Annotated in this window: 23 protein-coding genes; 12 read left to right on the forward strand and 11 right to left on the reverse strand. The window is 71.5% G+C overall.

All coding sequences use genetic code 11. From position 1 onward, the window contains the following. From AB0C69_RS00505 to abc-f, 3 genes are all read right to left on the reverse strand, one after another. On the reverse strand, positions 1–582 hold a 582-nt coding region (locus AB0C69_RS00505), incomplete at its 3' end, for an enoyl-CoA hydratase/isomerase family protein (RefSeq protein ID WP_360347845.1). 144 nt (positions 583–726) lie between these two features. Next, a complete protein-coding gene (locus AB0C69_RS00510; RefSeq protein WP_021596738.1) occupies positions 727–939 on the reverse strand; it encodes a helix-turn-helix domain-containing protein in 213 nt (70 codons plus the stop codon). A 116-nt stretch (positions 940–1,055) separates the two neighbouring features. Then, positions 1,056–2,654, reverse strand: coding sequence for a ribosomal protection-like ABC-F family protein (gene abc-f / locus AB0C69_RS00515; protein ID WP_360347850.1), 1,599 nt, complete (start codon positions 2,652–2,654; stop codon positions 1,056–1,058). Between the two features lie 271 nt (positions 2,655–2,925). Between abc-f and AB0C69_RS00520 the strand changes: the two genes are divergently transcribed. After that, a complete protein-coding gene (locus tag AB0C69_RS00520; RefSeq protein ID WP_353834053.1) occupies positions 2,926–3,723 on the forward strand; it encodes a VOC family protein in 798 nt (265 codons plus the stop codon). A 649-nt stretch (positions 3,724–4,372) separates the two neighbouring features. Here the strand turns inward: AB0C69_RS00520 and lexA are convergent. Next, complete coding sequence (gene lexA, locus AB0C69_RS00525; RefSeq protein WP_353832695.1) at positions 4,373–5,059, reverse strand: transcriptional repressor LexA; 687 nt, start codon at positions 5,057–5,059, stop codon at positions 4,373–4,375. Between the two features lie 176 nt (positions 5,060–5,235). Here lexA and AB0C69_RS00530 point away from each other — a divergent pair, with 176 nt between their 5' ends. The 3 genes from AB0C69_RS00530 (at position 5,236) to AB0C69_RS00540 (ending at position 9,602) form a co-directional block, all read left to right on the forward strand. Then, positions 5,236–5,571: a LysM domain-containing protein gene (locus AB0C69_RS00530; protein ID WP_360347854.1), complete on the forward strand. Its 336-nt coding sequence runs from the start codon at positions 5,236–5,238 to the stop codon at positions 5,569–5,571. Positions 5,572–6,193: 622 nt separating this feature from the next. Continuing rightward, the gene (nrdR, locus tag AB0C69_RS00535; protein ID WP_141583086.1) at positions 6,194–6,667 is read left to right on the forward strand and encodes a transcriptional regulator NrdR; all 474 of its coding nucleotides are present in this window, start codon (positions 6,194–6,196) and stop codon (positions 6,665–6,667) included. Between the two features lie 118 nt (positions 6,668–6,785). Then, entirely contained in the window at positions 6,786–9,602 is a 2,817-nt protein-coding gene (locus AB0C69_RS00540; protein WP_345183129.1) for a vitamin B12-dependent ribonucleotide reductase, read from the forward strand. Between the two features lie 177 nt (positions 9,603–9,779). On the opposite strand, the gene AB0C69_RS00545 is transcribed toward AB0C69_RS00540, so the two are convergent. After that, on the reverse strand, positions 9,780–11,252 hold the full coding sequence (locus tag AB0C69_RS00545; RefSeq protein ID WP_360347859.1) for an MFS transporter: 1,473 nt from the start codon (positions 11,250–11,252) through the stop codon (positions 9,780–9,782). Positions 11,253–11,354: 102 nt separating this feature from the next. Here AB0C69_RS00545 and AB0C69_RS00550 point away from each other — a divergent pair, with 102 nt between their 5' ends. From AB0C69_RS00550 to AB0C69_RS00560, 3 genes are all read left to right on the forward strand, one after another. Beyond that, positions 11,355–11,954 (forward strand): helix-turn-helix domain-containing protein, encoded by a 600-nt coding sequence (locus AB0C69_RS00550; protein ID WP_360347862.1) that lies wholly within the window; start codon positions 11,355–11,357, stop codon positions 11,952–11,954. A 113-nt stretch (positions 11,955–12,067) separates the two neighbouring features. After that, positions 12,068–13,009, forward strand: a complete 942-nt coding sequence (sigJ, locus tag AB0C69_RS00555) for an RNA polymerase sigma factor SigJ (RefSeq protein ID WP_360347865.1) — start codon at positions 12,068–12,070, stop codon at positions 13,007–13,009. 86 nt (positions 13,010–13,095) lie between these two features. Continuing rightward, positions 13,096–14,031 carry an NAD(P)-dependent oxidoreductase gene (locus AB0C69_RS00560; RefSeq protein ID WP_360347868.1) on the forward strand — a complete coding sequence of 312 codons (936 nt, stop codon included), beginning with the start codon at positions 13,096–13,098 and terminating at the stop codon, positions 14,029–14,031. Between the two features lie 92 nt (positions 14,032–14,123). On the opposite strand, the gene AB0C69_RS00565 is transcribed toward AB0C69_RS00560, so the two are convergent. After that, positions 14,124–14,819: a DoxX family protein gene (locus tag AB0C69_RS00565; RefSeq protein ID WP_360347871.1), complete on the reverse strand. Its 696-nt coding sequence runs from the start codon at positions 14,817–14,819 to the stop codon at positions 14,124–14,126. Between the two features lie 98 nt (positions 14,820–14,917). After that, the gene (locus tag AB0C69_RS00570; RefSeq protein ID WP_360347874.1) at positions 14,918–15,805 is read right to left on the reverse strand and encodes a serine hydrolase; all 888 of its coding nucleotides are present in this window, start codon (positions 15,803–15,805) and stop codon (positions 14,918–14,920) included. 126 nt (positions 15,806–15,931) lie between these two features. Here AB0C69_RS00570 and AB0C69_RS00575 point away from each other — a divergent pair, with 126 nt between their 5' ends. The 3 genes from AB0C69_RS00575 to AB0C69_RS00585 all read left to right on the forward strand — a co-directional run bounded on the left by AB0C69_RS00575 (position 15,932) and on the right by AB0C69_RS00585 (position 19,358). Then, positions 15,932–16,834 (forward strand): LysR family transcriptional regulator, encoded by a 903-nt coding sequence (locus AB0C69_RS00575; protein ID WP_360347877.1) that lies wholly within the window; start codon positions 15,932–15,934, stop codon positions 16,832–16,834. A 180-nt stretch (positions 16,835–17,014) separates the two neighbouring features. After that, entirely contained in the window at positions 17,015–18,178 is a 1,164-nt protein-coding gene (locus tag AB0C69_RS00580; protein WP_360347880.1) for an alpha/beta fold hydrolase, read from the forward strand. 91 nt (positions 18,179–18,269) lie between these two features. After that, entirely contained in the window at positions 18,270–19,358 is a 1,089-nt protein-coding gene (locus AB0C69_RS00585; RefSeq protein ID WP_360347883.1) for a hypothetical protein, read from the forward strand. Positions 19,359–19,375: 17 nt separating this feature from the next. Here the strand turns inward: AB0C69_RS00585 and AB0C69_RS00590 are convergent, their stop codons facing one another. The 3 genes from AB0C69_RS00590 to AB0C69_RS00600 form a co-directional block, all read right to left on the reverse strand. Next, the gene (locus AB0C69_RS00590; RefSeq protein WP_360347886.1) at positions 19,376–20,341 is read right to left on the reverse strand and encodes a pirin family protein; all 966 of its coding nucleotides are present in this window, start codon (positions 20,339–20,341) and stop codon (positions 19,376–19,378) included. A gap of 144 nt (positions 20,342–20,485) precedes the next feature. Continuing rightward, positions 20,486–21,034 (reverse strand): carboxymuconolactone decarboxylase family protein, encoded by a 549-nt coding sequence (locus tag AB0C69_RS00595; protein WP_360347889.1) that lies wholly within the window; start codon positions 21,032–21,034, stop codon positions 20,486–20,488. 137 nt (positions 21,035–21,171) lie between these two features. Continuing rightward, positions 21,172–21,507 carry a helix-turn-helix domain-containing protein gene (locus tag AB0C69_RS00600; protein ID WP_345183103.1) on the reverse strand — a complete coding sequence of 112 codons (336 nt, stop codon included), beginning with the start codon at positions 21,505–21,507 and terminating at the stop codon, positions 21,172–21,174. A gap of 115 nt (positions 21,508–21,622) precedes the next feature. On the opposite strand from AB0C69_RS00600, the gene AB0C69_RS00605 reads away from it, so the two are divergent. Further along, a complete protein-coding gene (locus tag AB0C69_RS00605; protein ID WP_345183101.1) occupies positions 21,623–22,672 on the forward strand; it encodes a biotin/lipoate A/B protein ligase family protein in 1,050 nt (349 codons plus the stop codon). A gap of 41 nt (positions 22,673–22,713) precedes the next feature. On the opposite strand, the gene AB0C69_RS00610 is transcribed toward AB0C69_RS00605, so the two are convergent. Then, positions 22,714–24,138, reverse strand: coding sequence for an MFS transporter (locus tag AB0C69_RS00610; RefSeq protein WP_360347893.1), 1,425 nt, complete (start codon positions 24,136–24,138; stop codon positions 22,714–22,716). Between the two features lie 120 nt (positions 24,139–24,258). On the opposite strand from AB0C69_RS00610, the gene AB0C69_RS00615 reads away from it, so the two are divergent. Beyond that, positions 24,259–24,894, forward strand: a complete 636-nt coding sequence (locus AB0C69_RS00615) for a TetR/AcrR family transcriptional regulator (RefSeq protein ID WP_360347896.1) — start codon at positions 24,259–24,261, stop codon at positions 24,892–24,894. The last annotated feature ends 62 nt before the right edge of the window (positions 24,895–24,956 follow it).

Genomic DNA, 24,956 nt, shown 5'->3' on the forward strand with positions numbered 1-24,956 from the left:
GCACAGCTCCAGGGCCCGCCCGATCCCCACGATCTCGACCAGCGGCTTGGTGCCGGTCAGGTCCGGGACGAGCCCGAGCGCGGGCTCCTTCATGCAGAACTTCGCGTCCTCGGCGACCACGCGGATGTCGCAGGCCAGCGCGAGCTGGAAGCCGGCGCCGATGGCGTGGCCGTGCACCGCCGCGACGGAGACGATGTCGGGGCGCCGCAGCCAGGTGTAGCCCTCCTGCAGCTCGGCGATGAAGCGGTCGGTTCCCTCGGCGTCTGCGCCGTCGGTGAATCCTTCGCCGCCTCCCCCGCCGGAGAACATGCCGAGGTCGATGCCCGCCGAGAACGAGGGGCCCTCGCCCCGCAGGACGACGACGCGCACGTCCGGGGGCAGGGAGCGCCCGATCGCGGCGAGCCCGCGCCAGGTCGCGAACGTCATGGCGTTGCGCCGCTCGGGCCGGTCCAGGGTGACGGTCGCGATCGCGCCGTCCACGTCCAGCCGCAGGCCCGCCTCGTCGAGGCCGGGCGGGGTGTGCTCCGCCGTCTCCGGCGCCGTGGCCGTTTCCGGCCCGCCGGCCGTGGTCGCGTCCCCCATGGGTCTTCCTTCCGATGAGCGTTCGGGTCCCGCCCCGCCGTCCACGGGGCGGGACCCGCACCTGTCCGTCGCCGCGACCGAACCTTACTCGGTCGGTCGCGGCGCCGGGTCAGGCGGTGCGCTCATCCGGGGGCCGGTGTCCGGTCAGGACTTCTTGCCCCGGGTCGCGCCACCGCGACCGCGCAGGTTGACGCCGGACTCGGTCAGAATCCGGTGGATGAAACCGTACGAGCGGCCGGTGGCGGCTGCCAGGGCGCGGATGCTCTCGCCGGAGTCGTACCTCTTCTTCAGGTCCGCCGCCAGCTTGTCGCGCTCGGCACCGGTCACGCGGGTGCCCTTCTTCAGGGTCTCGGCCACGAGTACCTCCCGTAGTGATGTGGTGACCGCTGCGTTATCCCCCGCCATGATCAGTCATTCCCGCCGGTTCGGCTACCCACTCGGCCAGAAAAGATCTGCGGAAGTCACTCCGCAGGTCACGCGAGGGCCACCAGATCGGCAAACTCGTCACTCCAGATGTCTTCCACACCATCTGGCAGCAAAATCACTCTTTCCGGTGCGAGCGCCTCCACCGCGCCCTCGTCGTGGGTCACCAGGACGATCGCTCCGGCGAACGTCCGCAGCGCGGCGAGGATCTCCTCGCGGCTCGCCGGGTCGAGGTTGTTGGTGGGCTCGTCGAGCAGCAGCACGTTGGCGCTGGAGACCACGAGCATCGCCAGTGCCAGCCGGGTCTTCTCGCCGCCGGACAGCACCCCGGCGGGCTTGTCGACGTCGTCGCCGGAGAACAGGAACGACCCGAGGATCTTGCGGACCTCGACCGGTGCCATGCCGGGCGCGGCGGACTGCATGTTCTCCAGGACGGACCGCTCGACCTCCAGCGTCTCGTGCTCCTGCGCGTAGTAGCCGATCCGCAGCCCGTGACCGGCCACGACGGTACCGGTGTCGGCCTTGTCGACCCCGGCCAGCAGGCGCAGGAGGGTGGTCTTCCCGGCGCCGTTCAGGCCCAGGATGACGACCCGGCTGCCGCGGTCGATGGCCAGGTCGACGTCGGTGAATATCTCCAAAGATCCGTACGATTTCGACAAACCCTCCGCGGTGAGGGGGGTTTTGCCGCAGGGAGCCGGGTCCGGGAAGCGAATTTTGGCCACCTTGTCGGCCTGCCGCTCGCCCTCGACGCCCGCCAGCAGCTGCCGGGCCCGCCGGTCCATCTGCTGGGCCGCCTTGGCCTTGGTGGCCTTGGCCCGCATCTTGTCGGCCTGCGACAGCAGCGTCGACGCCTGCCGCTGCGCGTTCGCCGACTCGCGCTTGCGGCGCCGCTCGTCGGTCTCGCGCTGGTCGAGGTACTTCTTCCAGCCGACGTTGTAGATGTCGATCACGCTGCGGTTGGCGTCCTGGTGGAAGACCCGGTTGACCACCGCGTCGAGCAGCTCCACGTCGTGGCTGATGACGACCAGGCCGCCCTGGTGGCCCTTGAGGAAGTCGCGCAGCCAGACGATCGAGTCGGCGTCCAGGTGGTTGGTGGGCTCGTCCAGCAGCAGGGTGTCGGCGCCGGAGAACAGGATGCGGGCCAGCTCGACGCGCCGCCGCTGGCCGCCCGACAGCGTGCCGAGCGGCTGGGTCAGCACCCGGTCCGGCAGCCCGAGGCTGGAGGCGATCGAGGCGGCCTCGGCCTCCGCGCTGTAGCCGCCGAGGACGTGCAGCCGCTCCTCCAGCCGCCCGTACCGGCGGACGGCCTTGTCGCGCCCGGCGCCGGTCGCGGTCGCCATCGCCTCCTCGGCGGCGCGCAGCTCGCGGATCACCTCGTCCAGCCCGCGGGCCGACAGGATCCGGTCGCGGGCCAGCTCGTCGAGGTCGACGCCGCGGGGGTCCTGCGGCAGGTAGCCGATGGTCCCGGAGGACGTCACGGCGCCCTGCGCGGGCAGCGCCTCACCCGCCAGGACCTTGGTGAGGGTGGTCTTGCCGGCGCCGTTGCGGCCGACGAAGCCGACCCGGTCGCCGGGGTTGACCCGGAAGCTGGCGGCCTCGATCAGCAGCCGGGCCCCGGCGCGCAGCTCGATGTCTTTCGCGATGATCACAGTGACAGGGCTCCCCTGACGGACGGCTCGGTGGACAGGCACGAAGAAGCGCGCCGCGCGGTCCTGTGACCGGGGCGCGCTGGGCGGCCTGTCAGTTCGGGAGCGGAACCATTCGCCCAGTGTACGTGAAGCCGGGCCGGTCCCGGCCATCGCGGCGCCTGCCGGGGCCCGATGTGTAGACGCGGTGGGCGGGGCCAGGATGGGAAGTGGCGGCGCGTGCGGCGGGACGACACCGGGGCCACGGTCCCCAGCACGGAGGAGTGTGAGGCAGATGACCCACGTCACGGGCAACGCGCCGGAAGGAACGCCCAACTGGCTGGACATCGGCGTCCCCGATCTCGACCGGGCCAGGACGTTCTACGGGACCCTGCTGGGCTGGCAGTTCCAGGACGCCGGGCCGGAGGCGGGCCACTACAACATGTGCAACCTGCGCGGCGAGCCCGTCGCGGGGATGATGCAGAACCCCGAGGGCGAGCCCGACGTGTTCTGGTGGAGCGTCTACTTCGCCGCGGACGACTGCGACGCGCTGGTCAAGCGCGCCACCGACGGGGGCGGGGAGGTCGTGGTCGCGCCCATGGACGTGATGGACCTCGGCCGCATGGCCGTCCTGCGCGACCCGCAGGGCGCGCACTTCGGCCTGTGGCAGGGCCGCTCCCACTTCGGCTCGCGGATCGTCAACGAGCCGGGCTCGTTCGCGTGGAACGAACTGGTCACGCGCGACTCCGCCGCGGCCGGGGAGTTCTACCGGGCGGTGTTCGGCTACGAACTGGAGCCGATGCCGGGCGACATGGACTACACCGTCCTGCGGCGGGCGGGCGACGGGCGCTACGCCGGCGGCATCCTCGGGGGTTCCGAGATCGTCCTCGGCGGGGGTGACGGCCCCGTCTCGTCCTGGCTGACGTACTTCGCGGTCGACGACGCCGACGAGGCGGTCCGCAAGGTCCGCGCGGGCGGCGGCGCCGTCGACTCCGAGCCCGAGGACACCCCGTACGGGCGGGCGGCCTCCGTCCGCGACCCCTTCGGCGTCCCGTTCCAGGTGATCAAGCCCGCGCAGGAGCCGGAGTCCTGACCGGGCGGCCCGGGGGCCGGACGTGCTGCTGGCCGGGTGCGTTGTCTGAGGTGGCGTGCCCACCTGGCTCATGCGCCACCTGAGATAGCGCGCCATGCAAGGGTGCGCAGCCTCTGGGCGTGCCCAGTACCGGGGGGACGCGCCGATTGAGGTTACGCGCCATACGGGTCGGGCACCCGCCGATTGAGGTCGCTGTGCCGCTGGGTGGGCGCCTCGCTTGAGGTGGTGTGCCCGCTGGGGTAATGCGCCCCCTCGGACCGAGCCTTTGCCGGTCTTGGCTGCTCAGGGTGTGTGCCATACGGGTTGTGCGTCAGAGCTGGCGCTATGCGGGTGGTGCGCCGCTTGAGGGTGATGCGTTGACGGGGTGGGTGCGCTGCCTGGGGTGGTGCGCCTTACGAGGTGTGCGCAGCCTCGGGGTGTGACCTGTGCCGGGGCGTGTGGCGGTTGAGGTTGCGCGCGCCATGCGAGTGCGGGCATAGATGGCGCTTGCCAGGTGGGGCGGGGGGGCACACGTGGGGCAATGGGGTAGAGCGCTCGTTGCGCCCTGGGGTGGTGCCAGGGGGCCGTCTTGGCGTTGGTGACGGCGGCTGGGGGCTGGGCGTGCGTGGGCGGCCGCCGGAGGTGGTCCGGCGGCCGCTGAGGGCCGGCGTCACATCTTGCGGAGGACCGCCACGACCCGGCCGAGCACCGAGGCCTCGTCGCCGGGGATCGGCTCGTAGGCGGGGTTCTGGGGCATCAGCCAGATGTGGCCGTCGTCGCGGCGCTTGAACGTCTTGACCGTGGCCTCGCCGTCGATCATGGCGGCCACGATGTCGCCCTGCTCGGCCACCGGCTGCTGCCGCACGACCACCCAGTCACCGTCCGCGATCGCGGCGTCGATCATCGAGTCGCCGGTGACCTTCAGCAGGAAGTGGGTGCCCTCGCCGACGAGCTGCTTCGGCAGCGTGAAGACGTCCTCGACGGCCTCCTCGGCGAGGATCGGGCCACCGGCGGCGATGCGGCCGACGAGCGGCACGTAGGCGGGCGCGGGCTGCCCCGAGGCCGGCTCGTAGGTCTCCTCGTGCGTGCGCACCGGCGTCGTGCCCGGCACCCGCACCTCGACCGCGCGCGGCCGGTTGGGGTCGCGCCGCAGGAAACCCTTGCGCTGCAGCGCCCGGAGCTGGTGCGACACGCTGGAGGTGCTGGTCAGCCCCACGGCCTCGCCGATCTCACGCATCGACGGCGGGTACCCGCGGCGCTGGACCGAGTCACGGATCACCTCCAGCACCATGCGCTGTCGCTGGGTCAGGCCCGTCTCGTCCATCGGCCCGTCGGGCAGCTCCCGGACCTTGCTCATCGCTCGTCGCCTCCCGGGCGCCTCGGATCCGTCACTCCTTGTCATGAACGCTATCGCGTCCAGGCCCGATGATCAAACAATTGTTCGAAGATGCGCTCGCTTTTTCGGGAGGGCCCCTGGTAGAACATCGTACAGGCGTTCGATCGAAAATGCATTCGAAGTCGAGGAGGGGAGAGATGCCGGGTTCACCCCGCAGTGACCATCCCCCGATCCGCCTGACCCGCCGGGGCCGCGCCGTCCTGGTCGCCTTCGCCGCCACCGTCACGCTCATCCTGCTCTGGCTCAACGTGGGCTCGGGCGCCTTCGCCGGTTCCCGGGAAAGCCACGGCGGCCCGGCGCGTCCCTCTGAAACGGTCGTCGTCGAGCCCGGCGAGACCCTTTGGGACATCGCCTCCGCCGCCGATCCTGGCAGCGATCCTCGCCTCGTCGTGCAGCGCATAATCGACCTCAATGGCCTGGCCGGCGACCCCACCGTCCACCCCGGCCAGGAGCTCCGGCTGCCCTCAAGCTGACCGGCGCGCCCGACACGCTCGGTCACCACGGCTGCGGCCACCCGTCACATCCGTCGAACGTTCCTTCCTCTCGCCCGACGGTTGCGGGAGCGGTTCGGCGGTCCGCGCTCCTGTCGATCATGCGCGCCGCCGCCGCGTCGTCGGCCGTCTTGGACGTCGCGCGGGCCCGTCGCGATCCAATGCGTGGGGGTGGGCGCCGGGTGCGGCATGGCGGCCTGGGGGGGCCTTGTTCTCGGGGTGGGGGTGGCGGGTCGCGCCCGTAACGGCAAGAGGCGGTGGGGCGTGCGTGTGAGTGGTGGCGGCGACGCCTGTCGGTGGTGGGCCCTGCTGGAGGCGGCGGGTGGGGGAGAGGGGCCTCTTGCTGGGACTTTGCCGTGATGGGGGTTACCGGGAGGGGCCTGTCGGAGGCGGTGGGTGACGACACGCCCGGACGGAAAATCCGGGTCTCGGAGATGACCTGCGCGGACGCGGCGGATGTGACGGAGGGGACGCGGGAGCAGGTTGCGAAGCGGTCCGGCGAGCCCTACGGTTGACCACAACATCTAGTAGTCACATCGATGTAGTTCCCTATATATGGCGCTACCATCGGTGTAACTCGTTTACGACAGGGGAGGGATTGGACGTGCACTGCCCGTTCTGTCGCAACCCTGACACCAAAGTCATCGACAGCCGTTCGACCGATGACGGTGGCGCCATTAGGCGCCGCCGGTCGTGCTCGGAATGCGGCAAGCGATTCACGACGCAGGAGAATGTGCTCGTGATGGTGGCCAAGCGCAGCGGGGTCACCGAGCCGTTCTCCCGGGAAAAGATCATCGCCGGGGTGCGCAGGGCCTGCCAGGGCCGCCCGGTCGACGAGGATGCGCTCGCGAAGTTGGGACAGCGGGTCGAAGAGGCGATCAGGTCGTCCGGATCCGCGGAAATCCCCTCGCACGAGATCGGCCTCGCGATCCTGGGGCCGCTCGGCGAACTCGACGAGGTCGCCTATCTGCGATTCGCCTCGGTCTACCGGAGCTTCGAGTCGCTGGACGACTTCGCCAAGGAGATCGAAGCACTGCGGAAGGCCGGTTCCTCGGGGGAGCCCGGCCCGTCCCGTTAGGGACGGTTCCGGAAACACATCAGCACAAGTAAAGGCGTCTCCGCGCGGGCATCGTTCGCGCGGCGGCGTGGTTGTTCCTGGACAGGGCCCGGCGGGAGGGTCCGAGAGGGGGAAGGTCATGACGGAGACGGTGAGCGGCTCGACGGCGCGGCGCGGCAAGGGGGGCCGCAAAGGGCTGAAGATCGAGCGCATCTTCACCACGCCCGGCGTGCACCCGTACGACGAGATGCGCTGGGAGCGTCGTGACGTCGTCATGACCAACTGGCGCGACGGCTCGGTGAACTTCGAGCAGCGCGGCGTCGAGTTCCCCGACTTCTGGTCGCTGAACGCCGTCAACATCGTCACGTCGAAGTACTTCCGCGGGGCGGTCGGCACGCCGCAGCGGGAGTGGAGCCTGAAGCAGCTCGTCGACCGCGTCGTCCGGATGTACGTGGACACGGGCCTCAAGGAGGGCTACTTCGCCTCCGACGAGGACGCCGAGATCTTCGACCACGAGCTGAAGTACGCGCTGGTCCACCAGATGTTCAGCTTCAACTCCCCCGTGTGGTTCAACGTCGGCACCAAGTCCCCGCAGCAGGTCTCGGCGTGCTTCATCCTGTCCGTGGACGACACGATGGAGTCGATCCTGGACTGGTACAAGGAAGAGGGCGTGATCTTCAAGGGCGGCTCGGGCGCCGGCCTGAACCTGTCCCGCATCCGCTCCAGCCGGGAGCTGCTGTCCTCGGGCGGGACGGCCAGCGGCCCGGTGTCGTTCATGCGCGGCGCCGACGCGTCCGCCGGGACGATCAAGTCGGGCGGCGCGACCCGCCGCGCCGCCAAGATGGTCGTGCTGGACGTCGACCACCCCGACATCGGGGAGTTCATCGAGACCAAGGCGCGCGAGGAGGACAAGATCCGCGCGCTGCGGGACGCCGGGTTCGACATGGACCTCGGCGGCAAGGACATCGGCAGCGTCCAGTACCAGAACGCCAACAACTCCGTCCGGGTGTCGGACGAGTTCATGCACGCCGTGGAGTCGGACGGCGAGTTCGCGCTGCGCGCCCGGATGACCGGCGAGGTCGTCGAGACGATCAAGGCCAAGGAGCTGTTCCGGCTGATGGCCAAGGCGGCGTGGGAGTGCGCCGACCCGGGCATCCAGTACGACGACACGATCAACGACTGGCACACCAACCCCGAGACCGGGCGGATCACCGCGTCCAACCCCTGCTCGGAGTACATGAGCCTGGACAACTCGTCCTGCAACCTCGCGAGCATCAACCTGCTCAAGTTCCTCACCCCCGAGGACGCCTTCGACGTCGCCAGGTTCGTCAAGCTCACCGAGCTGATCATCACGGCGATGGACATCTCCATCACGTTCGCCGACTTCCCGACGGAGAAGATCGCGCAGACGACCCGCGACTACCGGCAGCTCGGCATCGGCTACGCCAACCTGGGCGCGCTGCTGATGGCGACCGGGCACGCCTACGACTCCGAGGGCGGACGGTCCCTCGCGGCGGCGATCACGTCGCTGATGACGGGCGTCGCCTACCGGCGTTCGGCCGAGATCGCGGGCGTCGTCGGGCCGTACGCGGGCTACGCGCGCAACGCCGAGGGCCACAAGCGCGTCATGCGCAAGCACGCCGCCGCCAACGACGACGTCCGCACGCTGGACGCGATGGGCAAGGCGATCCACGCCGCCGCGGCCAAGCAGTGGACCGACTGCCTGAAGGCCGGCGAGAAGAACGGCTACCGCAACGCGCAGGCCAGCCTGCTCGCCCCCACCGGGACGATCGGCCTGATGATGGACTGCGACACCACCGGCATCGAGCCGGACCTCGCGCTGATGAAGTTCAAGAAGCTCGTCGGCGGCGGGTCCATGCAGATCGTCAACCACACGGTGCCGCGCGCCCTGAAGCAGCTCGGCTACCAGCAGGAGCAGATCGAGGCGATCGTCGAGTACATCTCCGAGCACGGCCACGTCGTGGACGCGCCCGGGCTGCGCCCCGAGCACTACGAGGTGTTCGACTGCGCGATGGGCGAGCGGGCGATCAGCCCGATGGGGCACGTCCGGATGATGGCGGCCGTCCAGCCGTTCCTGTCCGGCGCGATCTCCAAGACCGTCAACATGCCGGAGCAGGCCACCATCGAGGACATCGAGAAGGTGTACTTCGAGGGCTGGCGGCTCGGCCTGAAGGCCCTGGCGATCTACCGCGACAACTGCAAGGTCGGCCAGCCGCTGTCCGTCGCGGGCAAGAAGGAGGAGCCGAAGGCGGCGGCGCCCGCCGAGACGGCGCCGCGTCCCGTCCGCCGGCGCCTGCCGAAGCAGCGCCCCGCGACCGTGACCCGCTTCTCCGTGGCGGGCGCCGAGGGCTACATGACCGCTTCGTCCTACCCGGACGACGGCGTCGGCGAGGTCTTCCTCAAGCTCGGCAAGCAGGGTTCCACGCTCGCCGGCGTGATGGACGCCTTCTCCATGGCGATCTCCATCAGCCTCCAGTACGGCGTCCCGCTGGAGACGTGGGTGGAGAAGTTCACCAACATGCGGTTCGAGCCGGCGGGCATGACCGACGACCCGGACATCCGCATGGCGACCTCGGTGATGGACTACATCTTCCGCCGCCTGGCGCTGGACCACCTCCCGTACGAGGAGCGCGCCGGCCTCGGCATCTTCACCGCCGAGGAGCGCGCGATGCAGGCCAACGGCGAGGACCCCGCCGCCCTGCACGTCGAGGAGGAGGTCGACCGCGAGTCCCTGGCGCAGTCCGCCGAGATCGCCCGGCCGGCGGCGCCCGCCCCGGCCGCGGGCGGCGAGGCGCGCTCGTCCATGGAGGTCATCGAGAGCCGCCAGGGCCGCACGGCCGACGCGCCGCTCTGCCTCACCTGCGGCACCAAGATGCGCCCGGCGGGCAGCTGCTACGTCTGCGAGGGCTGCGGCTCCACCAGCGGCTGCAGCTGATCTCGGCTGTGTAGTGCCTGGTCAGAGCGGGGTATCGGCGATGAGCCGGTACCCCGCTCTCTCTTTCGCGTGAGCGTTTGTTGCGTTCGGTGCGACTCGGCATTCGACCTGCGGCCTGTCGTGACCGGCCTTTGCCAGGGCCAGAGGCGAAGCTTCGACGGGGTTATGCGACCGCCATCAGATGGGCTCCTCGCCAGGCAGGGGTTCGCGCGTGGGGGCTTGGCGGGTCTTCATCGTCAGGGCCAGCAGGATGGTGCAGGCGGTGAAGGCAGCTCCGACGGTGAAGGCCGTGGTCGCCCCCTTGGTGAAGACGTGGTGGCCTGTTCCGTGTGCCGTGCGGGTTGCGGCACCGAACGCGGTGACGAGGATGGCCAGCCCCAGCGCGCCGCCGATCTGCTGCATGACGTTGAGAAGGCCGGAGGCGGCGCCGGCGTCCTCCGTGCGTACGCCGGAGGTCAGCATGGTGGTGATCCCGACCAGCAGGGTGCCCATGCCGAGACCGGCGATGAGTGTCGGGCCGAGCAGCGATCCCGCGTAGCCGGCCGACGGTGTGAGCCGGGCCAGCCAGAGAAGGCCCACGGTGATGGCCGCGGCGCCGGAGGCGGTGAGCGTCTTCGCGCCGAGGCGGGGCAGCAGCCGAGCGGAAGCGTTGGAGGAGACGAGGATCAAGATGGTCAGCGGCACGAACGCGAGGCCGGCCTTCAGCGGGTCGTAGCCGCGGATCTGCTGCAGGAACTGGGTGAGGAAGAAGAACATGCCGTTGCCCGCGGCCATGACGAACAGCAGGCCGAGGTAGCCGGTGGCCCGGTTGCGGTCGGCGAACAGCCGCAGCGGAGTGATCGGCTGCCGGGCACGGCCCTCGACGGCCACGAACAGCGCGAGCAGGATGACGGACGTGCCGAGCGCGCCGAGGGCGAGCGGGTCGCCGAAGTCCTGTTCGGCGGCGCGGATGAAGCCGAAGACGAGTGCGGTCACGCCCAGGGTCGAGGTCAGCGAGCCGGCGAGATCGAAGTGTCCTGGACGGCGGTCGGTCCTGGGGATGAACAGCGGGGCCGAGATGAGCAGGACGGCGCCGACCGGCACGTTGATGAACAGGACCCAGCGCCAGGAGATCCAGTCGGTGAGCATTCCGCCGGCGATCAGACCGAGCGCGGCGCCGGAGCCGGAAACGGCCGCGTAGGCGCCGAGCGCCCGCCCTCGCGCGGCCTGGTCGGGGAAGCCGGTAGTGATCAGGGCGAGCACGGTCGGTGCGGCGACGGCGGCGCCGATCCCCTGCCCGGCGCGGGCGGCGAGCAGCATCCCGGCCGACGTCGACAGCCCCCCGGCCAGTGAGGCGACGGTGAACACGGCGACCCCGCCGATGAGCGCCCGCCGCTGGCCGAAGATGTCGCCGACGCGTCCGCCGAGCAGGAGCAGCCCGCCGAACGCCAGCATGTAGGCGTTCAGCACCCACGACAGATCGGCGGGGGAGAACCCCATGTCTCGCTGGATGTGGGGCAGGGCGATGTTCACCACGCTGGTGTCGAGGATGAACATCGTCTGGCAGATCAGCACGATCGCCAGCACGAGGCCCGGTCGGCGCCGCGGTCCGGGCGGATCGGGCACGCGGGCGGCCCCCGTCGTCGGCGCGGGCAGGATCTCTTCGGTCATGGTGCTCCTCGCTGCGGCGATGAGAGTTAAACGAGGAGGCTCCTCGCTTCAAGTCCGGTACGATATGAGGAGGTTCCTCGTTTAGCAACCGGCGGAGGGTTCATGACGAATGGGCGGGCGACCGAGCGGGCGCCGCGCAAGGACGCGCAGCGCAACTACGACCGGCTGCTGACGGCGGCGCGGGCGGCGTTCACCGAGCAGGGCGTCGGCGCGTCCTTGAACGACATCGCGCGCAGAGCCGGCGTCGGGAACGTGACCCTCTACCGGCACTTCCCGAACCGCCAGGCGCTTCTGGAGGCACTACTGGGTGAGAGCCTGCGCGGGCTGCGCGTGCGCTCGGACGCACTGCTCACCGCCGCCATGCCTGGCGACGCACTGGTCGAGTGGTTCGAGGCCGCGGTGGAGCATGCGATGACCTATCGCGGCCTGGTCGACGCCCTCGTTGACAGCCTCGCCGATCCGGAATCGGACCTGCACGCCAGTTGCCAGGCCATGAAAGCGGGTGGGGCGCAACTGTTGGCGCGCGCTCAGGAGCCCGGAGCCGTCCGGCCGGACGTCAACGCCTCCGCGCTGTTCTCGCTCGTCGCGGCGGTCGCCTGGGCCGTGGAACGAGCACCTGAGGACCGTGAGCAGATCCTGGCCGTCTTCTTCGACGGACTTCGCCCCACTGAGGCCCCCGTACGTGGTGACGGCGGCGCTTGAGACCGAGATTCGGGCGGGAATACCGCACCCTTCGAACAAGCGCACTGCTCTAGTGCACGAGCACACGAGACGGGCCGCGACCAGGTGGAACTGCGGGAGACTAGGATCGGATCATGCCTTTGACGGGGACGGACGTCGACCGGTTCGAGCTGGCGAGGCCCCGCCTGGAGGCCATCGCCTACCGTCTGCTCGGTTCCGCGGACGAGGCGCAGGACGTCGTGCAGGAGACGTTCCTGCGCTGGCAGGCCGCCGACGTCGCCCACATCGAGGTCCCCGAGGCCTGGCTGACGAAGGTGCTCACCAACCTGTGCCTCAACCAGCTCACCTCCGCGCGGGCGCGCCGCGAGACCTACGTGGGCCGATGGCTCCCCGAGCCGCTGCTCGCGGGGGACGTGATGCTCGGGCCCGCCGACACGGCCGAGCAGCGCGAATCGGTGTCGTACGCGGTCCTCACCCTCATGGAGCGCCTGACCCCCAACGAACGGGCCGTCTACGTGCTGCGGGAGGCCTTCGACTACCCGCACCGGGAGATCGCCGAGGTCCTCGACATCACCGAGGCCGCCAGCCAGCAGATCTTTCACCGCGCGAAGAAGCATGTCGCGCACGGGAAGGCCCGCGGCGCGATCGACGAGGCGGCCGCCCATCGGATCGTCGAGGAGTTCCTCGCGGCCGCCACCAGCGGGCGGACGGATGAGCTCGTGCGCCTGCTCACCAAGGACGCCGTCTCCGTCGGCGACGGGGGAGGGAAGGTCCCGGCGCGCACCAAGGCGTTCGAGGGGGCCGTCGCGGTCGCGACGTTCGTGCGGGCGCTCTTCAAGCCCGCGGAGGCCAAACGCGCCATCGTCGGCGGCTCGTCCGAGATCTACGCCTGGGTCGCCAATGGCGAGCCCGCCGTTGTGGCCGTCGTGGACGGCCGGGTCGTCGCCGTCATGTGCCTGGAGGTGACGGCCGAGGGCATCACCGCCTGCCGTACTCAGGCGAACCCCGACAAGCTCGCACGCGCGACCGCGCAATGGGCGGCGGCCGAGCATGGGGAGCCCCTGCTCACGGTGTGACGTAGGACACGTTCGACTTCTGTCAGCAATCGGCGGGCCATCCGGTTCAAGTGGCGAACCCGGACCGGAGAGCAAGGGAGCCGACGATGAGAGTACTGGTGGCAGGAGCGACCGGAGCGATGGGCAAGGAGCTCGTGCCTCGTCTGGTCGAAGCGGGGCACGAGGTGTTCGCCATGGTCCGCGGCGAAGCCGGCAAGGCCGGGGCGGCGCGGCTGGGCGCGGTACCGGTCATCGCCGACGCGCTCGATCGCTCCCAGGTCGAGGCGGCCGTGCGCGAGGCGGCCCCGGAGGTGATCGTCAACCAGTTGACCGCCATCGGGCACATCGACACCCGCCATTTCGAACGCAGCTTCGCCGCGACCGACCGGTTGCGGATCGAGGGCAACGACAATCTGCTCGCCGCCGCCCGCGCCACCGGGGTACGGCGCTTCGTCGCCCAGAGCAACGGCGCGTTCACCTACGATCGGACCGGCGGGCGGGTCAAGAGCGAGCACGACCCCTTGGACCGCTCACCGGTCGCGCCGATGGCCTCGATGATCGCCGCGGTCGGGCACCTGGAGAAGGCCGTGCTGGGCGCCGACTGGACCGAGGGGATCGTGCTGCGCTACGGCGCGTTCTACGGACCCGGCACCTCCATGGCGCCGGGTTCCGAGCAGCTGGAGATGATCCGCAAGCGCAAGTTCCCGGTCGTCGGCGACGGCGGCGGGGTGTGGTCGTTCGTCCACATCGCCGACGCCGCCGAGGCCACGGTCGCGGCGGTGGAGAACGGCGGCCGCGGTGTCTACAACATCGTGGACGACGACCCCGCCCCGGTCGCCGAATGGCTGCCGGAGCTGGCGGCGATGCTGGGCGCCAAGAAGCCGCTGCGCGTGCCGCGGTTCATCGGACGGCTGGCAGCCGGAGAGGCCGGAGTCGTGCTCATGACCGAACTGCGCGGCGCGTCCAACGCCAAGGCCAAGCGCGAACTGGGCTGGAACCCGGCGCACCCCAGCTGGCGTCAGGGCCTCCAGGTAAAGGCGTGAGTTGGTGATCGCCGCCCCGCCCTCCACGAGCGGGCGGAGCAGCCGGTGCTCACGGAGCGAGGGACCGGCTTCGGTCGGTCCCCTCGCCTGGCTCAGGTCGGTGTGCCGGTGTCGTCGGCGGGGCGCTTGGTCGGCTGGGTGGACGAGGCGCGGCGGCGCTGGGACGGCTTGCGGCGTCCGGCCACCAGCACGTCGTCGGGGTCGTCGGCGGGCTTGTCCGGCTTCTCGGACGGGTCCGGGGCGGGAGCCGCGGGCGCCTTGGGGGAGCGGCGCGGCTTCTTCGCGGGCTTCGTCTCGGCCTGCCGCAGCGACTCCACGAAGCTCGCCGCGTCCTCCTCGTCCTCGTCGCCCTGATGGGGGCGGTGGAAGCGCTTCGCGACGATCCACTGGTCGAGGGTCAGGCGGCCTCCGCCGCCCGCCGCGAACAGCAGGCCGGCCATGCCCAGCGCGAGGACCAGCTCGTATCCGTTCTGGACGGTCTTGCCGTCCACCAGGAACAGGCCCTGGTCCGCGTGGACGAAGACGAACGCGCCGGCCATGTCGATGAAGAGGAGGGCCCCGGCGATCGGCAGGCCGAGCCCGACGATCAGCGCGGCCCCGCCGAGGAGCTCGACGAACGCGGAGTAGACCGCCGCGGCGGTCGGCAGCGGCACGCCGAGGGCGTCGAAGGAGCGGCCCGTCGCGGTGACCCCCGCCTCGATCTTCTGCCAGCCGTGTGCCATGAAGACGATGCCCACGCCCAGCCGCGCCAGGACGGCGGCGACGTCGTACAGCGGACGAGTGCGCATGCCAGCGGCTCCTTCGGCGCGGGGGGACGGGCCCTGGTTGACGGAGAGTATGACGGCCCCGGGGCGGATATCGCGAACATCGCAGGTGAACGGACCGCTCAGGTTTCGATGGAGGCGCGGACGAGGGCCGCGGCGACGGTTCCGCAAACGTGCTCCAGGGTCTCGACGCCGTCCCGCAGGGTGGGGTCGCGTTCGGAGAGAGCGGCGAGCAGGAAGGTGCGGCCCGCGATGGCGACGATTCCGATGCTGTTGACCGTCCAGGCGCCGCCGTGCCTTTCGCGGGGCAGCCAGCCGTTCTTCACCTCGGCGCCGGTCCCCGCCGCGCTGACTCCCCATGCCTGCTCTGGCGCCACGTCCCCCATCAGGCGGCGGACGTAGCGGCGGCTCGCCGAACTCAGCGGGCTGTCCGCGGAGGTGAGGGCGGTCAGCAGCCGGATCTGGTCGGCGGCGCTCGTCGTCGTCGACCCCCAGGAGCCGCCGGGACCGGGCTCGGTGTCGCGCAGGCCGAGCTTCCTGTTGGCGGCGGCCAGACCGCGCGCGCCGCCGACGGAACGCCACAACGCGCTGGCGGCGTCGTTGTCGCTGACCTTGATGGCCCGCTCGGCGAGGGCCTTCTCGCTGGACGTGAGTGCACGCCGCTCGTGCTGAGCCCGGAGAAGCAGCGCCATGACGATGTCGACCTTGACGATGCTGGCCGTCGCCGTGCGCAGGCCGTCGCCGTAGGAGTACGAGAGGCCGGTGGACGCCTCGCGCACCGAGATCGACAGATCGCCGGTCCTGCCGTCCAGGTACCGGCGGAGCGCGCGGGTGAGTTCATCGCGCTGGGATCGGGTGAGGGTGGGTGTCGTCGGATGCCGCCTCTGGGCCGGGGCCGTCGGGGCCATCGTAGGGACGGCGGGCGGCTCGTAGACGAACGCCGTCGAACCGGCCACGAGGGTCGCGGTCGCGGCGAGCACCGCGGCGGCGAGGAGCACGGCCCGTCTCATCGACGCCGTCCTGCGTCGGAATCCATGATCGGGAGTGTCGGGAGCGGGCTGTTACCCCGGCGTTAACACCCGAGACGGCGTAATAGGTGCCACACATGAGCAACGTCGTGGTGAGAGCATGTACGCATGATGGGTTCTCGACAGCTGGAGTACTTCAGGGCGGTGGCGCGTGAGCTGCACTTCACGCGTGCGGCGGAGACGTTGCAGATCGCGCAGCCCGCCCTGTCCCAGCAGATCCGCAAGCTGGAGCGGCAGCTCGGCATCACCCTGTTCGAGCGCAACAACCACAGGGTCGAGCTGACACCGGCCGGGTCGGCGCTCCTGGAGCACGCCGAGCGGATCCTGTCCGACATCGCGGCGGTCGAGGACGAGATGCGCGGCTGGGCGGAGGGGACACGGGGCCGGATCCGCCTCGGCGGGGCCCGCGGCCTGACGGCCCGGCTCGCGCGCCTGCTGGCGGAGTTCTCCGGGGAGTTCCCGGCGGTCGACGTGGAACTTCGGGAGATGAACACCGAGGAGATGGTCGCGGGCCTCGGCGGAGGACGCCTCGACGCGGCGACCGTCGTCCGGATGCCGCCGCAGGAGGAAGGGCGGCGGCTGGAGTCCCTCCCCCTCGGCGAGGAGCCGCTCGTCCTCATCACTTCGGTGTCGGCGCCGCTCGCGGGCCGGTACAGGGTGCCCGTCGCCGCGCTGGACGGTGTCGACCTGGTCTGCTACTCGCCGGGCTCGGTGATCCGCGAGATCGTCCTGTCCGCCCTGGCGGCCGCCGGCGCGACGGCGCGCATCCGGTTCGAGACGCGGGAGTACAGCACGGCCAGGGCGATGGCGAGCGTGGGACTCGCCGCGGCCGTCGTCCCCCGCTCGGTCGCCGAGGAGCCGGGCCAGCCGGTGAGCGTCGTGCGGCTTGAGCCCGAACCGACCTGGGCGCCGTCCCTCGCCTGGCCCGCCGGACGCCGTCCGAGTCCCGCGCTGGCCGCGTTCATCGACTTCGCGGCGCGCCGTCCGGACCTCGCCTCGATCGGACCGTGACCGCAGACCGCCGGGGAACCGGAACGGGCACGGCGAGACGTCCGCGACGCGGGCGGTTGACACGAGAGTAATAAGGCTGAGATATGACGATGAGCCTTACTAGGTCTTAGACATCTTGCCGCTACCGGCACGAGCATGGAGGCGTCCCACAGAACGCGGACTTCTACAGAGGAGCAGGACATGAACCGTGGCGAGCGCGGACGGCGCGAATATGAAGGGTTGATGGGGCGCAGGCCCGAAGAGGCGCTCGGTGAGGTGCTCCAGACGTCCCCGCAGATGTTCGAGGCCGTGGTGGAGGGGGCGTTCGGCGGGGCGCTGGCCCGGCCCGAACTGGGCCGCCGGGCGCGCGAGCTGGCCTCCGTCGCCATCATCGCGGCCCTGGGCGGCGCCGAACGCCGCCTCGCCAGCCATGTGCGGGGAGCGTTGCGGCAGGGCGTCGAACCGTCCGAACTGCTGGCCCTGTGCGAGCACGTCTCGGTTTACGCGGGCTTCCCTCGCGCGCTGGACGCGCTCGCCGTCGTCAACGGCGTTCTGGAAGAGCAGGGCATGGCCAAGCCGCCGCGCATGCACCGCATCGCGCTCGCCGATCATGAGACCCTCGTCGCGCAGAAGGGCGACCGCGGGCCGGCCGTGATCCTCTCGCACTCCCTGGGCGTGGACTGGCGCATGTGGGAGCCCGTCATGGAGCGGCTGGCGGACGGCCGGCGGGTCTTCGCCTACGACTTCCGCGGACACGGCGGCGCAGCCGGGGCGTCCCGGCCGTTCAGCATGGACGACCTCGCCGCGGACCTGCTCGGCGTCCTCGACGCCTTCGACGTGGAGCGGGCGCACGTCGTCGGCCTGTCGATGGGCGGCGGCATCGCGCAGACCGTCGCCGCCCGCGCACCCGAACGCGTCGCCTCGCTGGCCCTGCTCGCCACCACCGACCACGCCTTCGACGCCTTCGAGGACCGAGCCCGGTCCGGTGAGGCCGACGGCATGGAAGCGCAGATCGTCCCCACCCTGACGCGCTGGTTCACGCCCGCCGCGCTCGCCACCGACCCCTGGGGCGTCCGGTACGCGCGGGAGCGCATCCGGCGCTTCGACTCCGCCGACTGGGCCGCGGCCTGGCGGGCCTTCAAGGGCCTGGACGTCCAGGGCCGGCTGGCAGGGAAGGACTTCCCGACCCTGGTGCTCGCGGGAGAACGGGACGCCTCGACGACCCCGGAGATCATGTCGGGCATCGCCGGGCGCATCCCGGGCTCGACCTACCGGGAGCTTCCCGGCACGCCGCACATGCAGACCCTCGAACGTCCCGACCTGGTCGCCGAAGCCCTCGACGAGTTCCTCCCCGCTGATCGCTAGGCCGTCGCCCTCCCTCCCCCGGGGGAGGCGTACGCTCCGCGCGGGGGAGGGGCGCCCGCCCGGCGGGCGGCAGGCTTCGATCATGACGGGAATGTCCGGAGTGATCGGGACGAGATGGGCGGCGGCGCGACGGCTCGGCGGGTACGGCGCCGCCGCGTCGTTGTCGCTTTATCTGGCGGTCAAGGTCGTGTGGGTAGCGGCCGCGGCGTTCGGCCACGTTCCGGCGCATTTCGGCGGCGCGGACTGGATCGTGCTCAACGTGGTGACGGTCGGCATGTCCGCGACCGGGATCGCGCTGGGGCTCGTCCTGGCGCGGGGCATGCGGTGGCGGATCCCGGCCGCGCCTCTGGTCTTCCTCACCTGGGTGGGCGGCGGCTTCCTGATCCCCCTCATGCCCTACACCCTGGTCAGTGCCCTCCTGGGCGGCGGTGGTGAGGAAACCGGCGGCGACGCGGCGCCCTCGTGGGAGATGACTTTCATCGGCATCGGATTCACCGGCATGGCCATCGGCCTCGCCATCGCGCTCCCCATCTACATGCGGGAACGATGGCCGACCGCCTTCTTGGGGCATCTCTCCGACCGCAACCGGACCGCCGTCGGACGCGCGCGCACGGCCACCGTGCTCACCGCCGTGCCGGCCGCCTTCTGGACGCTGTGGTCGGCGGGTGCGGAACTCGGGCTCGACCCCGCGCACCGCGATCTCGTCGACGTGAACACCCGCCTCCTCCTGGGCGACTCGGCCCTGTGGGCGCTCCTCGGCGTCTGGAGCGTCCTGGCCATCAGCTCCGCACGCCCGAACACGCCCGCATGGCTGCCGACGGCCATCGGATTCACCGCGTCCGGCTCCCTTTTCGCCTGGGGCGGCTGGAAACTCGCGGTCGCGGTCTTTCGCCCGGGCGGCTACACGTCCGCCGAGTATCCGATCGCGGCCATCGCCCTCAACGGCCTCGCCGCCGCAGGAGGCCTGCTGATGCTGAGCACCCTCCTGGCCTCCCTCCGCGCCTCCGAAGCGCCGCCCGCCAACGCGCAGGCCGCCGACACGCCGCCCGGCAACGCGCCGCCCGGCAACGCGCAGGTCGCCGACGCGCCGCCCGGCAACGCGCCGCCCGGCAACGCGCCGCCCGGCAACGCGCCGCCCGGCGACGCGCAGGCCGGCGACGCGCAGGCCGGCGAGAGCTGAGAGCGGCGCGCGGCCGTTCAGCGAGTCCGGCCCCTCGGTTTCAGAGGCGTCGCGGGCATGGCGGGCGCCGGGATCGGGGAGCCGTCGTAGCCGCGCACGCTGCCGAAGCGGTCGCCTCCCATCCAGTCGTCGCGGGCGCGGGCTATCTCCTCACCCGTCCGGGCGACGAAGTTCCACCACATGACGAGCTTCTCCTCGAACGGTTCGCCGCCGAGCAGCACGAGCCCGCTCGCCACGTCGGCCCTCAGGGGCAGCTCGCGGCGGCCGGATCCCAGGTACAGCATCGACCCGGGGTCCACGCGCATGCCGTCGACCTCCGTGACGCCGGACATCGTGAGCACGGCGTACTCGAAGTCCGGTTCCACGGGCAGGCGCACGTCCGCGCCGTCCGCCAGGGCGACGTCCGCCCCGACGATGGGCGTGAAGACCGTGCCGGGCGACGCGGCCCCGTCCAGCTCCCCGAGGATCACGGTGGCGCCGAACCCCGGACCGTCGACGACGGGCAGGTCGGCGTGATGCTCGAACGCCGGGTCGGTGTCCCTGTCCGAATCGGGCAGCGCCACCCAGAGCTGGGCCCCGTGCAGGACGGGGCCGTGCCCGCGCGGCGACTCCTCCGAATGCGAGATCGCCCGACCGGACGTCATCAGCCCGAGCTCCTTCGGCCGGACGGTCTGCAGACTGCCCAGGCTGTCGCGGTGGAGGACCTCGCCGCCGTGCAGCCAGCTCACCGTCTGCAGGCCGATGTGCGGATGCGGCGGCACCTGCATCCCCGGCTCGTCGGCGATGTCGTCCGGTCCGTAGTGGTCGACGAAGCACCAGGCGCCGACCATCCGGCGGCCCAGGCTGGGCAGCAGCCGCCGCACGACCGTGCTCTCGCCGAGCGGCACCCGCCGGGGCGGCAGCAGCTCATGGACCGGCCCTCCCGGGACGTCCTCGCGCCCCCCGCACTCGACCGGTTTCGGCTTGACGTCAAGATTGCTCATCGGACCACCCTCCCCGCAACGCCGCCATTCAACAACGCCCCCGCCCCGCCCACCCAACCGACCTGCCAAGAAGCGCGTCACCGCAGCGGTGCGTGAGTCGTCCCGAGGTTCTCGTGGGCGGGTGTGTGGCGAAGTGGTGGTGCCTTATGTGAGGAAGGGCGGGGCCCAGGGTTCGTTGTCGATCTCCAGTGTGTTGATCAGTTGGCCGATGGTGCGGTACCAGCCGGCGAGCACCAGGATCTCGAGCAGTTGAGGCTCCTCGTAGTGCTCGGCGAGGGCGGTCCAGGTCCGGTCGGATATGCGGGCCGAGTCGTGGAGTTCGTCGGCCGCGCTCATCAGAAGGCGCTCCTTCGGCGACCAGGGGGCGCCGTCGCCGGACACGGTCGCCCGGAGGTGCTCTCGGCCGAGCCCGGCGGCCTTGCCGAACGCCGCGGCGTGGACGCCCCACTCGTACTCGCAGCCGGTGCGGGCGCAGGTCCGGTCGATGATGATCTCCCGGTCGCGGGCGGGCAGGCGGCCGTGGGCGAGCAGGCCGGCGCCGAGCACGCGCATGCGGGACGCCAGTTCGGGGTTCCGGTGCAGGACGCGGAACAGCACCAGAGGGTCGTGGGCGACGTCCGGCGGCATCCATCTGGCCAGGGCGGCGGCGACTTCGGGGGTGTACGGGGGATCGAGCGGCGCGATGCGGGGCACGGCGACCTCCGGAGTGCTTCGGTTTTAGAAGCAGTCTGATGCTTCGGAAAAAGAAACGCAAGGGAGCGTGCGGAGGGCGTCGAGGCGGCCGTCGGGCCCCCGGGCCGGGATCAGCGGCCGCAGGACGGGGCGCGGTGTCAGCCGGGCCCTTCGTCGAGCGCGGCGGCCCATCGGTCGGACCATCGCGACAGCGGGCGGAGAGCCTCCCGGGCGTCGCGGCCCAGCTCGGTCAGGGCGTAGAGGTTCTCGGGCGTCTGGCGGACGAGGCCCGCGTCGATCAGTTCGAGGAGCCGCTGCCGCAGGACGCTGGAGGACATGGCGTCGCAGCGCTGCTGGAGGGAGCGGAAGCCGAGGGGCTGGTCCTGGAGTTCCCAGACGATGCGCAGGGTCCAGCGGCGGCCGAACAGGTCGAGGGCCGCCATCAGCGGGCGGCCCCCGGACGAGCCGCGCACCGGCCTTCCCGGTTTCGGCATGCCCCCTCCTGTGGTCGGGTTCCCGGAACACTAGCCGCAGTGGCCGCCCGCCGCCGCGCCGTCGTCGCGCACGCGGCGGAATCCGGTGCGGGTCCGCGGGGTTCAGGTCTACGTGATGCACGGTGAGTACAAGGTCCCCGGCGGCAAGCTGGTCGTCGCCGACGTCGACGTCGTGGACGGGGTGCTGCGCGGCCCGAGGATCAGCGGCGACTTCTTCCTGGAACCGGACGACGCCCTCGAAACGATCAATGCGGCCCTGGACGGGCTGCCGGCCGGGCTCGACGCCCGGGCGCTCGGGGCCCGCGTCCAGGCGGCTCTCCCGCGGGACACCGTGATGCTCGGCATCACCGCCGAGGCCGTGGGGATCGCGGTGCGGCGGGCCGTCGCGCGCGCGTCCGACTGGCGCGAGCACGACTGGCGGCTCGTCCATGAGCCGCCGCAGGACCCGGCGCTGCACATGGCCCTCGACCAGGTTCTCGCCGAGGAGGTCGGCGCGGGACGGCGCCCGCCGACGCTGCGGGTGTGGGAGTGGGCGTCGCCGGCGGTGGTCATCGGCAGCTTCCAGTCGCTGCGCAACGAGGTCGACGCCGCGGAGGCCGAGCGGCACGGCGTGGAGGTGGTCCGCCGGATCAGCGGCGGCGGCGCGATGTTCATCGAGCCGGGCAACACCATCACCTACTCGCTCTACGCCCCCGAAAGCCTGGTGGCGGGGATGTCCTTCGCCGAGAGCTACGCCTTCCTCGACGACTGGGTGCTGGGAGCGCTGGGCGAGCTCGGGATCAGGGCCTGGTACCAGCCGCTGAACGACATCACCTCCGACCACGGCAAGATCGCCGGGGCGGCGCAGAAGCGGCTGGCCGCCGGCGCCGTGCTGCACCACGTGACCATGGCCTACGACATCGACGCCGACAAGATGCTGAAGGTCCTCCGCATCGGCCGGGAGAAGATCTCCGACAAGGGCATCGCCAGCGCGGTCAAGCGCGTGGACCCGCTCCGCCGCCAGACCGGCCTGCCCCGCGAAGAGATCATCGATCGCATGATCGCCCATTTCCGCGGCCGCTACGGCCTCACCGACGACCGCGTGACCGACGACGAACGGCGCCTCGCCGACAAGTACGTGACCGGCAAGTTCGCCACCCCCGACTGGACCGCCCGAGTCCCCTGACACTCCGACGCCTCTCACGACATCGTTCCTTTCTGGTGCGGTCAGGCGGGTTGGGTGTGCGTGCAGGGGGTGGATTCTTGGACGGGGTGCTGCTGCTCGCGCCCGGCGGCTCGTTCGGGGTGGGCTATGAGGCGCCAGGCCCCCAGGGCCGCGGCGAGGTAGGCGGCCCCGACCAGTGAGAACGCGATGGCCGCGCTGGCCGTCCAGTCGGTGGACGCGCCCAGTACGGCGCCTATGACCGCTACGCCGATGAGCGTGCCTATCTGGCGTCCCGTGTTGAGGACGGAGCCCGCGACGCCGCCGTTGCCCGGGCCCGCGGCGTCGACCATGACCGCCGTCATGGCGGGGGAGACGATGCCGCCCGCGATGCCGGTCGTCGCCAGGGCCGCCGCGGTCGCCCAGTAGGGGCCCGACGGGGTGAGCGCGGTCAGGGCGAACGCCGCTGCGGCCGCCAGGACGAGGGAGGCGGTCAGCAGAAGGCCGGCCGGGATGCGGGTGGACAGGTGCGCGAACGCCAGATTGCTCAGCGGCAGGAAGACCGTCATCGGGAGGACCATCAGGCCCGCCCGGATCGGGCCGGCGCCCGTGCCGTGCTGGAAGTACAGGCCGACCAGGAAGAGCGTCCCGAAGAAGGCGGCGTTGAAGAGGAAGCCCACGGTGTTGGCGCCGGTGAAGCGCGGGTCGCGGAACAGCGCCCACGGCATCACGGTGGCGGGGGCGCGGCGTTCCCGCAGCAGGAGGAGGGCGGTGGCGCCCGGCACCAGGGCGATCGCGGCGAGGACCGGGAGGGAGGTCCAGCCGCGGTGCGGTCCCTCGATCAGCACGAAGCTCAGGGCGCCGAGGCCGGCGGTCAGCGCGGCGTGGCCGGGGAGGGCGAGCGGGCCGGGACGGCCGGGGACGGGGGCGATGTGGCGGCGGGCCAGCGCCATGCCCGCGATCGCGAGCGGCAGGTTGAGCAGGAAGATGCTGCGCCAGCCGAGCGTGCCCACCAGGACGCCGCCGAGCGTCGGGCCGAGCGCGATCGAGGACGACACGATCGCCGACCAGAGGCCGAGCACGCGCGTGCGGCGCCGCGGGTCGGGGAACGCCTCGACCAGCAGGGCGAGCGAGCTCGGCATGAACAGCGCGGCGCCCGCGCCCTGGACGAGCCGGGCCGCGATGAGGACCTCGATCGCGGGGGCGAGCGCGGCGGCCAGCGAGGCGGCGAGGAACACCGCCATGCCCGCCAGGTAGACGCGCCGGGCCCCGAGCCGGCCGGCGAGGCCGCCCGCCAGCATCAGCAGGGCCGCGAACGTCAGCACGTAGCCGTCGACGGCCCAGGTCAGGCGGCTCAGCGGAGCGTGGAGGCGCTCCTGCACGGTCGCCCCCGCTATCTGCATGACCGTGGCGTCCACGCTCGCCATCACGAAGCCCGCGGCGAGCGCGGTGATCTTCATGGCGGGGGAGCCTCCGTGTCCGGATGCCATCACCGGTCCCTTCGTCAAACGGACGGGTCGCGTCCGCTTCCGGAGAAGTTAGCGCAACCGGACGTGAGCTGTCCACTTAAATCGGACCGGAAGCGTCCGCTTGTGGCTAGAATCCGATTCATGAGCGGTACCAGGAGCGCGGTGGACCGGCTGCTGGACGACGGCACGGGCCGCCGCCCGCGGGCCGACGCCCGGCGCAACGTGGAGCGTCTCGTCGCGGCGGCGCGCGAGGCGACCGGCGAGATCGGCGGCGAGGTCACGGCCCACGAGATCGCGCGCCGCGCCGGGGTGGGCGTCGGGACGTTCTACCGGCGCGTCAGCACCCTGGAGACGCTGCTCGAGGCGGTCCTCGCCGAGGTGCTCGGTGAGATCGTCGCCAAGGGTGACGAGGGCCTCGCCGATCCCGACCCCTGGGAGGGCTTCTGCGGCTTCGCGGCGTCCTACACCCGGCTTCGAAACGAACTGTGCGACATCAACTACGCGCTGGGCGGTGGCATCGACCACGCGCGCGCGGAACTGCGCGAGCGCATCCGCCTTCTGGTGGAGCGGGCGCAGGGCGCCGGCGCCATGCGCGCCGACATCACGTGGCAGGACGTCGCGTTCCTGCTGGTGTCCGTCTCCACCGGCGACCACACGGTGGGCCTGCAAGCGGGTGACCAGCAGTGGGACCGCAATCTGCGAATCGTCCTGGACGGCCTGCGCACGCCCGAGCCCGCGCCGCTGCCGGGGGCGCCGCCCACCGACTCGTCCGGGTGAGGCCGCGCGAGCGAAACGGAACTCCCCCGGGGCGCCGAGCGTCCTCCCCTCATGGCGAGTCG

It is taken from the genome of Actinomadura sp. NPDC048032 (assembly GCF_040653175.1).
GTDB lineage: Bacteria > Actinomycetota > Actinomycetes > Streptosporangiales > Streptosporangiaceae > Spirillospora > Spirillospora verrucosospora.

What these genes read in the sequence shown, in the direction of transcription:
- AB0C69_RS00520 (WP_353834053.1), top strand. Translation starts at nt 2,926, where the DNA reads ATGACCCACGTCACGGGCAACGCGCCGGAAGGAACGCCCAACTGGCTG.
- lexA (WP_353832695.1), bottom strand. Translation starts at nt 5,059, where the DNA reads ATGAGCAAGGTCCGGGAGCTGCCCGACGGGCCGATGGACGAGACGGGC.
- AB0C69_RS00530 (WP_360347854.1), top strand. Translation starts at nt 5,236, where the DNA reads ATGCCGGGTTCACCCCGCAGTGACCATCCCCCGATCCGCCTGACCCGC.
- AB0C69_RS00540 (WP_345183129.1), top strand. Translation starts at nt 6,786, where the DNA reads ATGACGGAGACGGTGAGCGGCTCGACGGCGCGGCGCGGCAAGGGGGGC.
- AB0C69_RS00545 (WP_360347859.1), bottom strand. Translation starts at nt 11,252, where the DNA reads ATGACCGAAGAGATCCTGCCCGCGCCGACGACGGGGGCCGCCCGCGTG.
- AB0C69_RS00550 (WP_360347862.1), top strand. Translation starts at nt 11,355, where the DNA reads ATGACGAATGGGCGGGCGACCGAGCGGGCGCCGCGCAAGGACGCGCAG.
- sigJ (WP_360347865.1), top strand. Translation starts at nt 12,068, where the DNA reads ATGCCTTTGACGGGGACGGACGTCGACCGGTTCGAGCTGGCGAGGCCC.
- AB0C69_RS00560 (WP_360347868.1), top strand. Translation starts at nt 13,096, where the DNA reads ATGAGAGTACTGGTGGCAGGAGCGACCGGAGCGATGGGCAAGGAGCTC.
- AB0C69_RS00565 (WP_360347871.1), bottom strand. Translation starts at nt 14,819, where the DNA reads ATGCGCACTCGTCCGCTGTACGACGTCGCCGCCGTCCTGGCGCGGCTG.
- AB0C69_RS00570 (WP_360347874.1), bottom strand. Translation starts at nt 15,805, where the DNA reads ATGAGACGGGCCGTGCTCCTCGCCGCCGCGGTGCTCGCCGCGACCGCG.
- AB0C69_RS00575 (WP_360347877.1), top strand. Translation starts at nt 15,932, where the DNA reads ATGATGGGTTCTCGACAGCTGGAGTACTTCAGGGCGGTGGCGCGTGAG.
- AB0C69_RS00580 (WP_360347880.1), top strand. Translation starts at nt 17,015, where the DNA reads ATGAACCGTGGCGAGCGCGGACGGCGCGAATATGAAGGGTTGATGGGG.
- AB0C69_RS00585 (WP_360347883.1), top strand. Translation starts at nt 18,270, where the DNA reads ATGTCCGGAGTGATCGGGACGAGATGGGCGGCGGCGCGACGGCTCGGC.
- AB0C69_RS00590 (WP_360347886.1), bottom strand. Translation starts at nt 20,341, where the DNA reads ATGAGCAATCTTGACGTCAAGCCGAAACCGGTCGAGTGCGGGGGGCGC.
- AB0C69_RS00600 (WP_345183103.1), bottom strand. Translation starts at nt 21,507, where the DNA reads ATGCCGAAACCGGGAAGGCCGGTGCGCGGCTCGTCCGGGGGCCGCCCG.
- AB0C69_RS00605 (WP_345183101.1), top strand. Translation starts at nt 21,623, where the DNA reads ATGCACGGTGAGTACAAGGTCCCCGGCGGCAAGCTGGTCGTCGCCGAC.
- AB0C69_RS00610 (WP_360347893.1), bottom strand. Translation starts at nt 24,138, where the DNA reads ATGGCATCCGGACACGGAGGCTCCCCCGCCATGAAGATCACCGCGCTC.
- AB0C69_RS00615 (WP_360347896.1), top strand. Translation starts at nt 24,259, where the DNA reads ATGAGCGGTACCAGGAGCGCGGTGGACCGGCTGCTGGACGACGGCACG.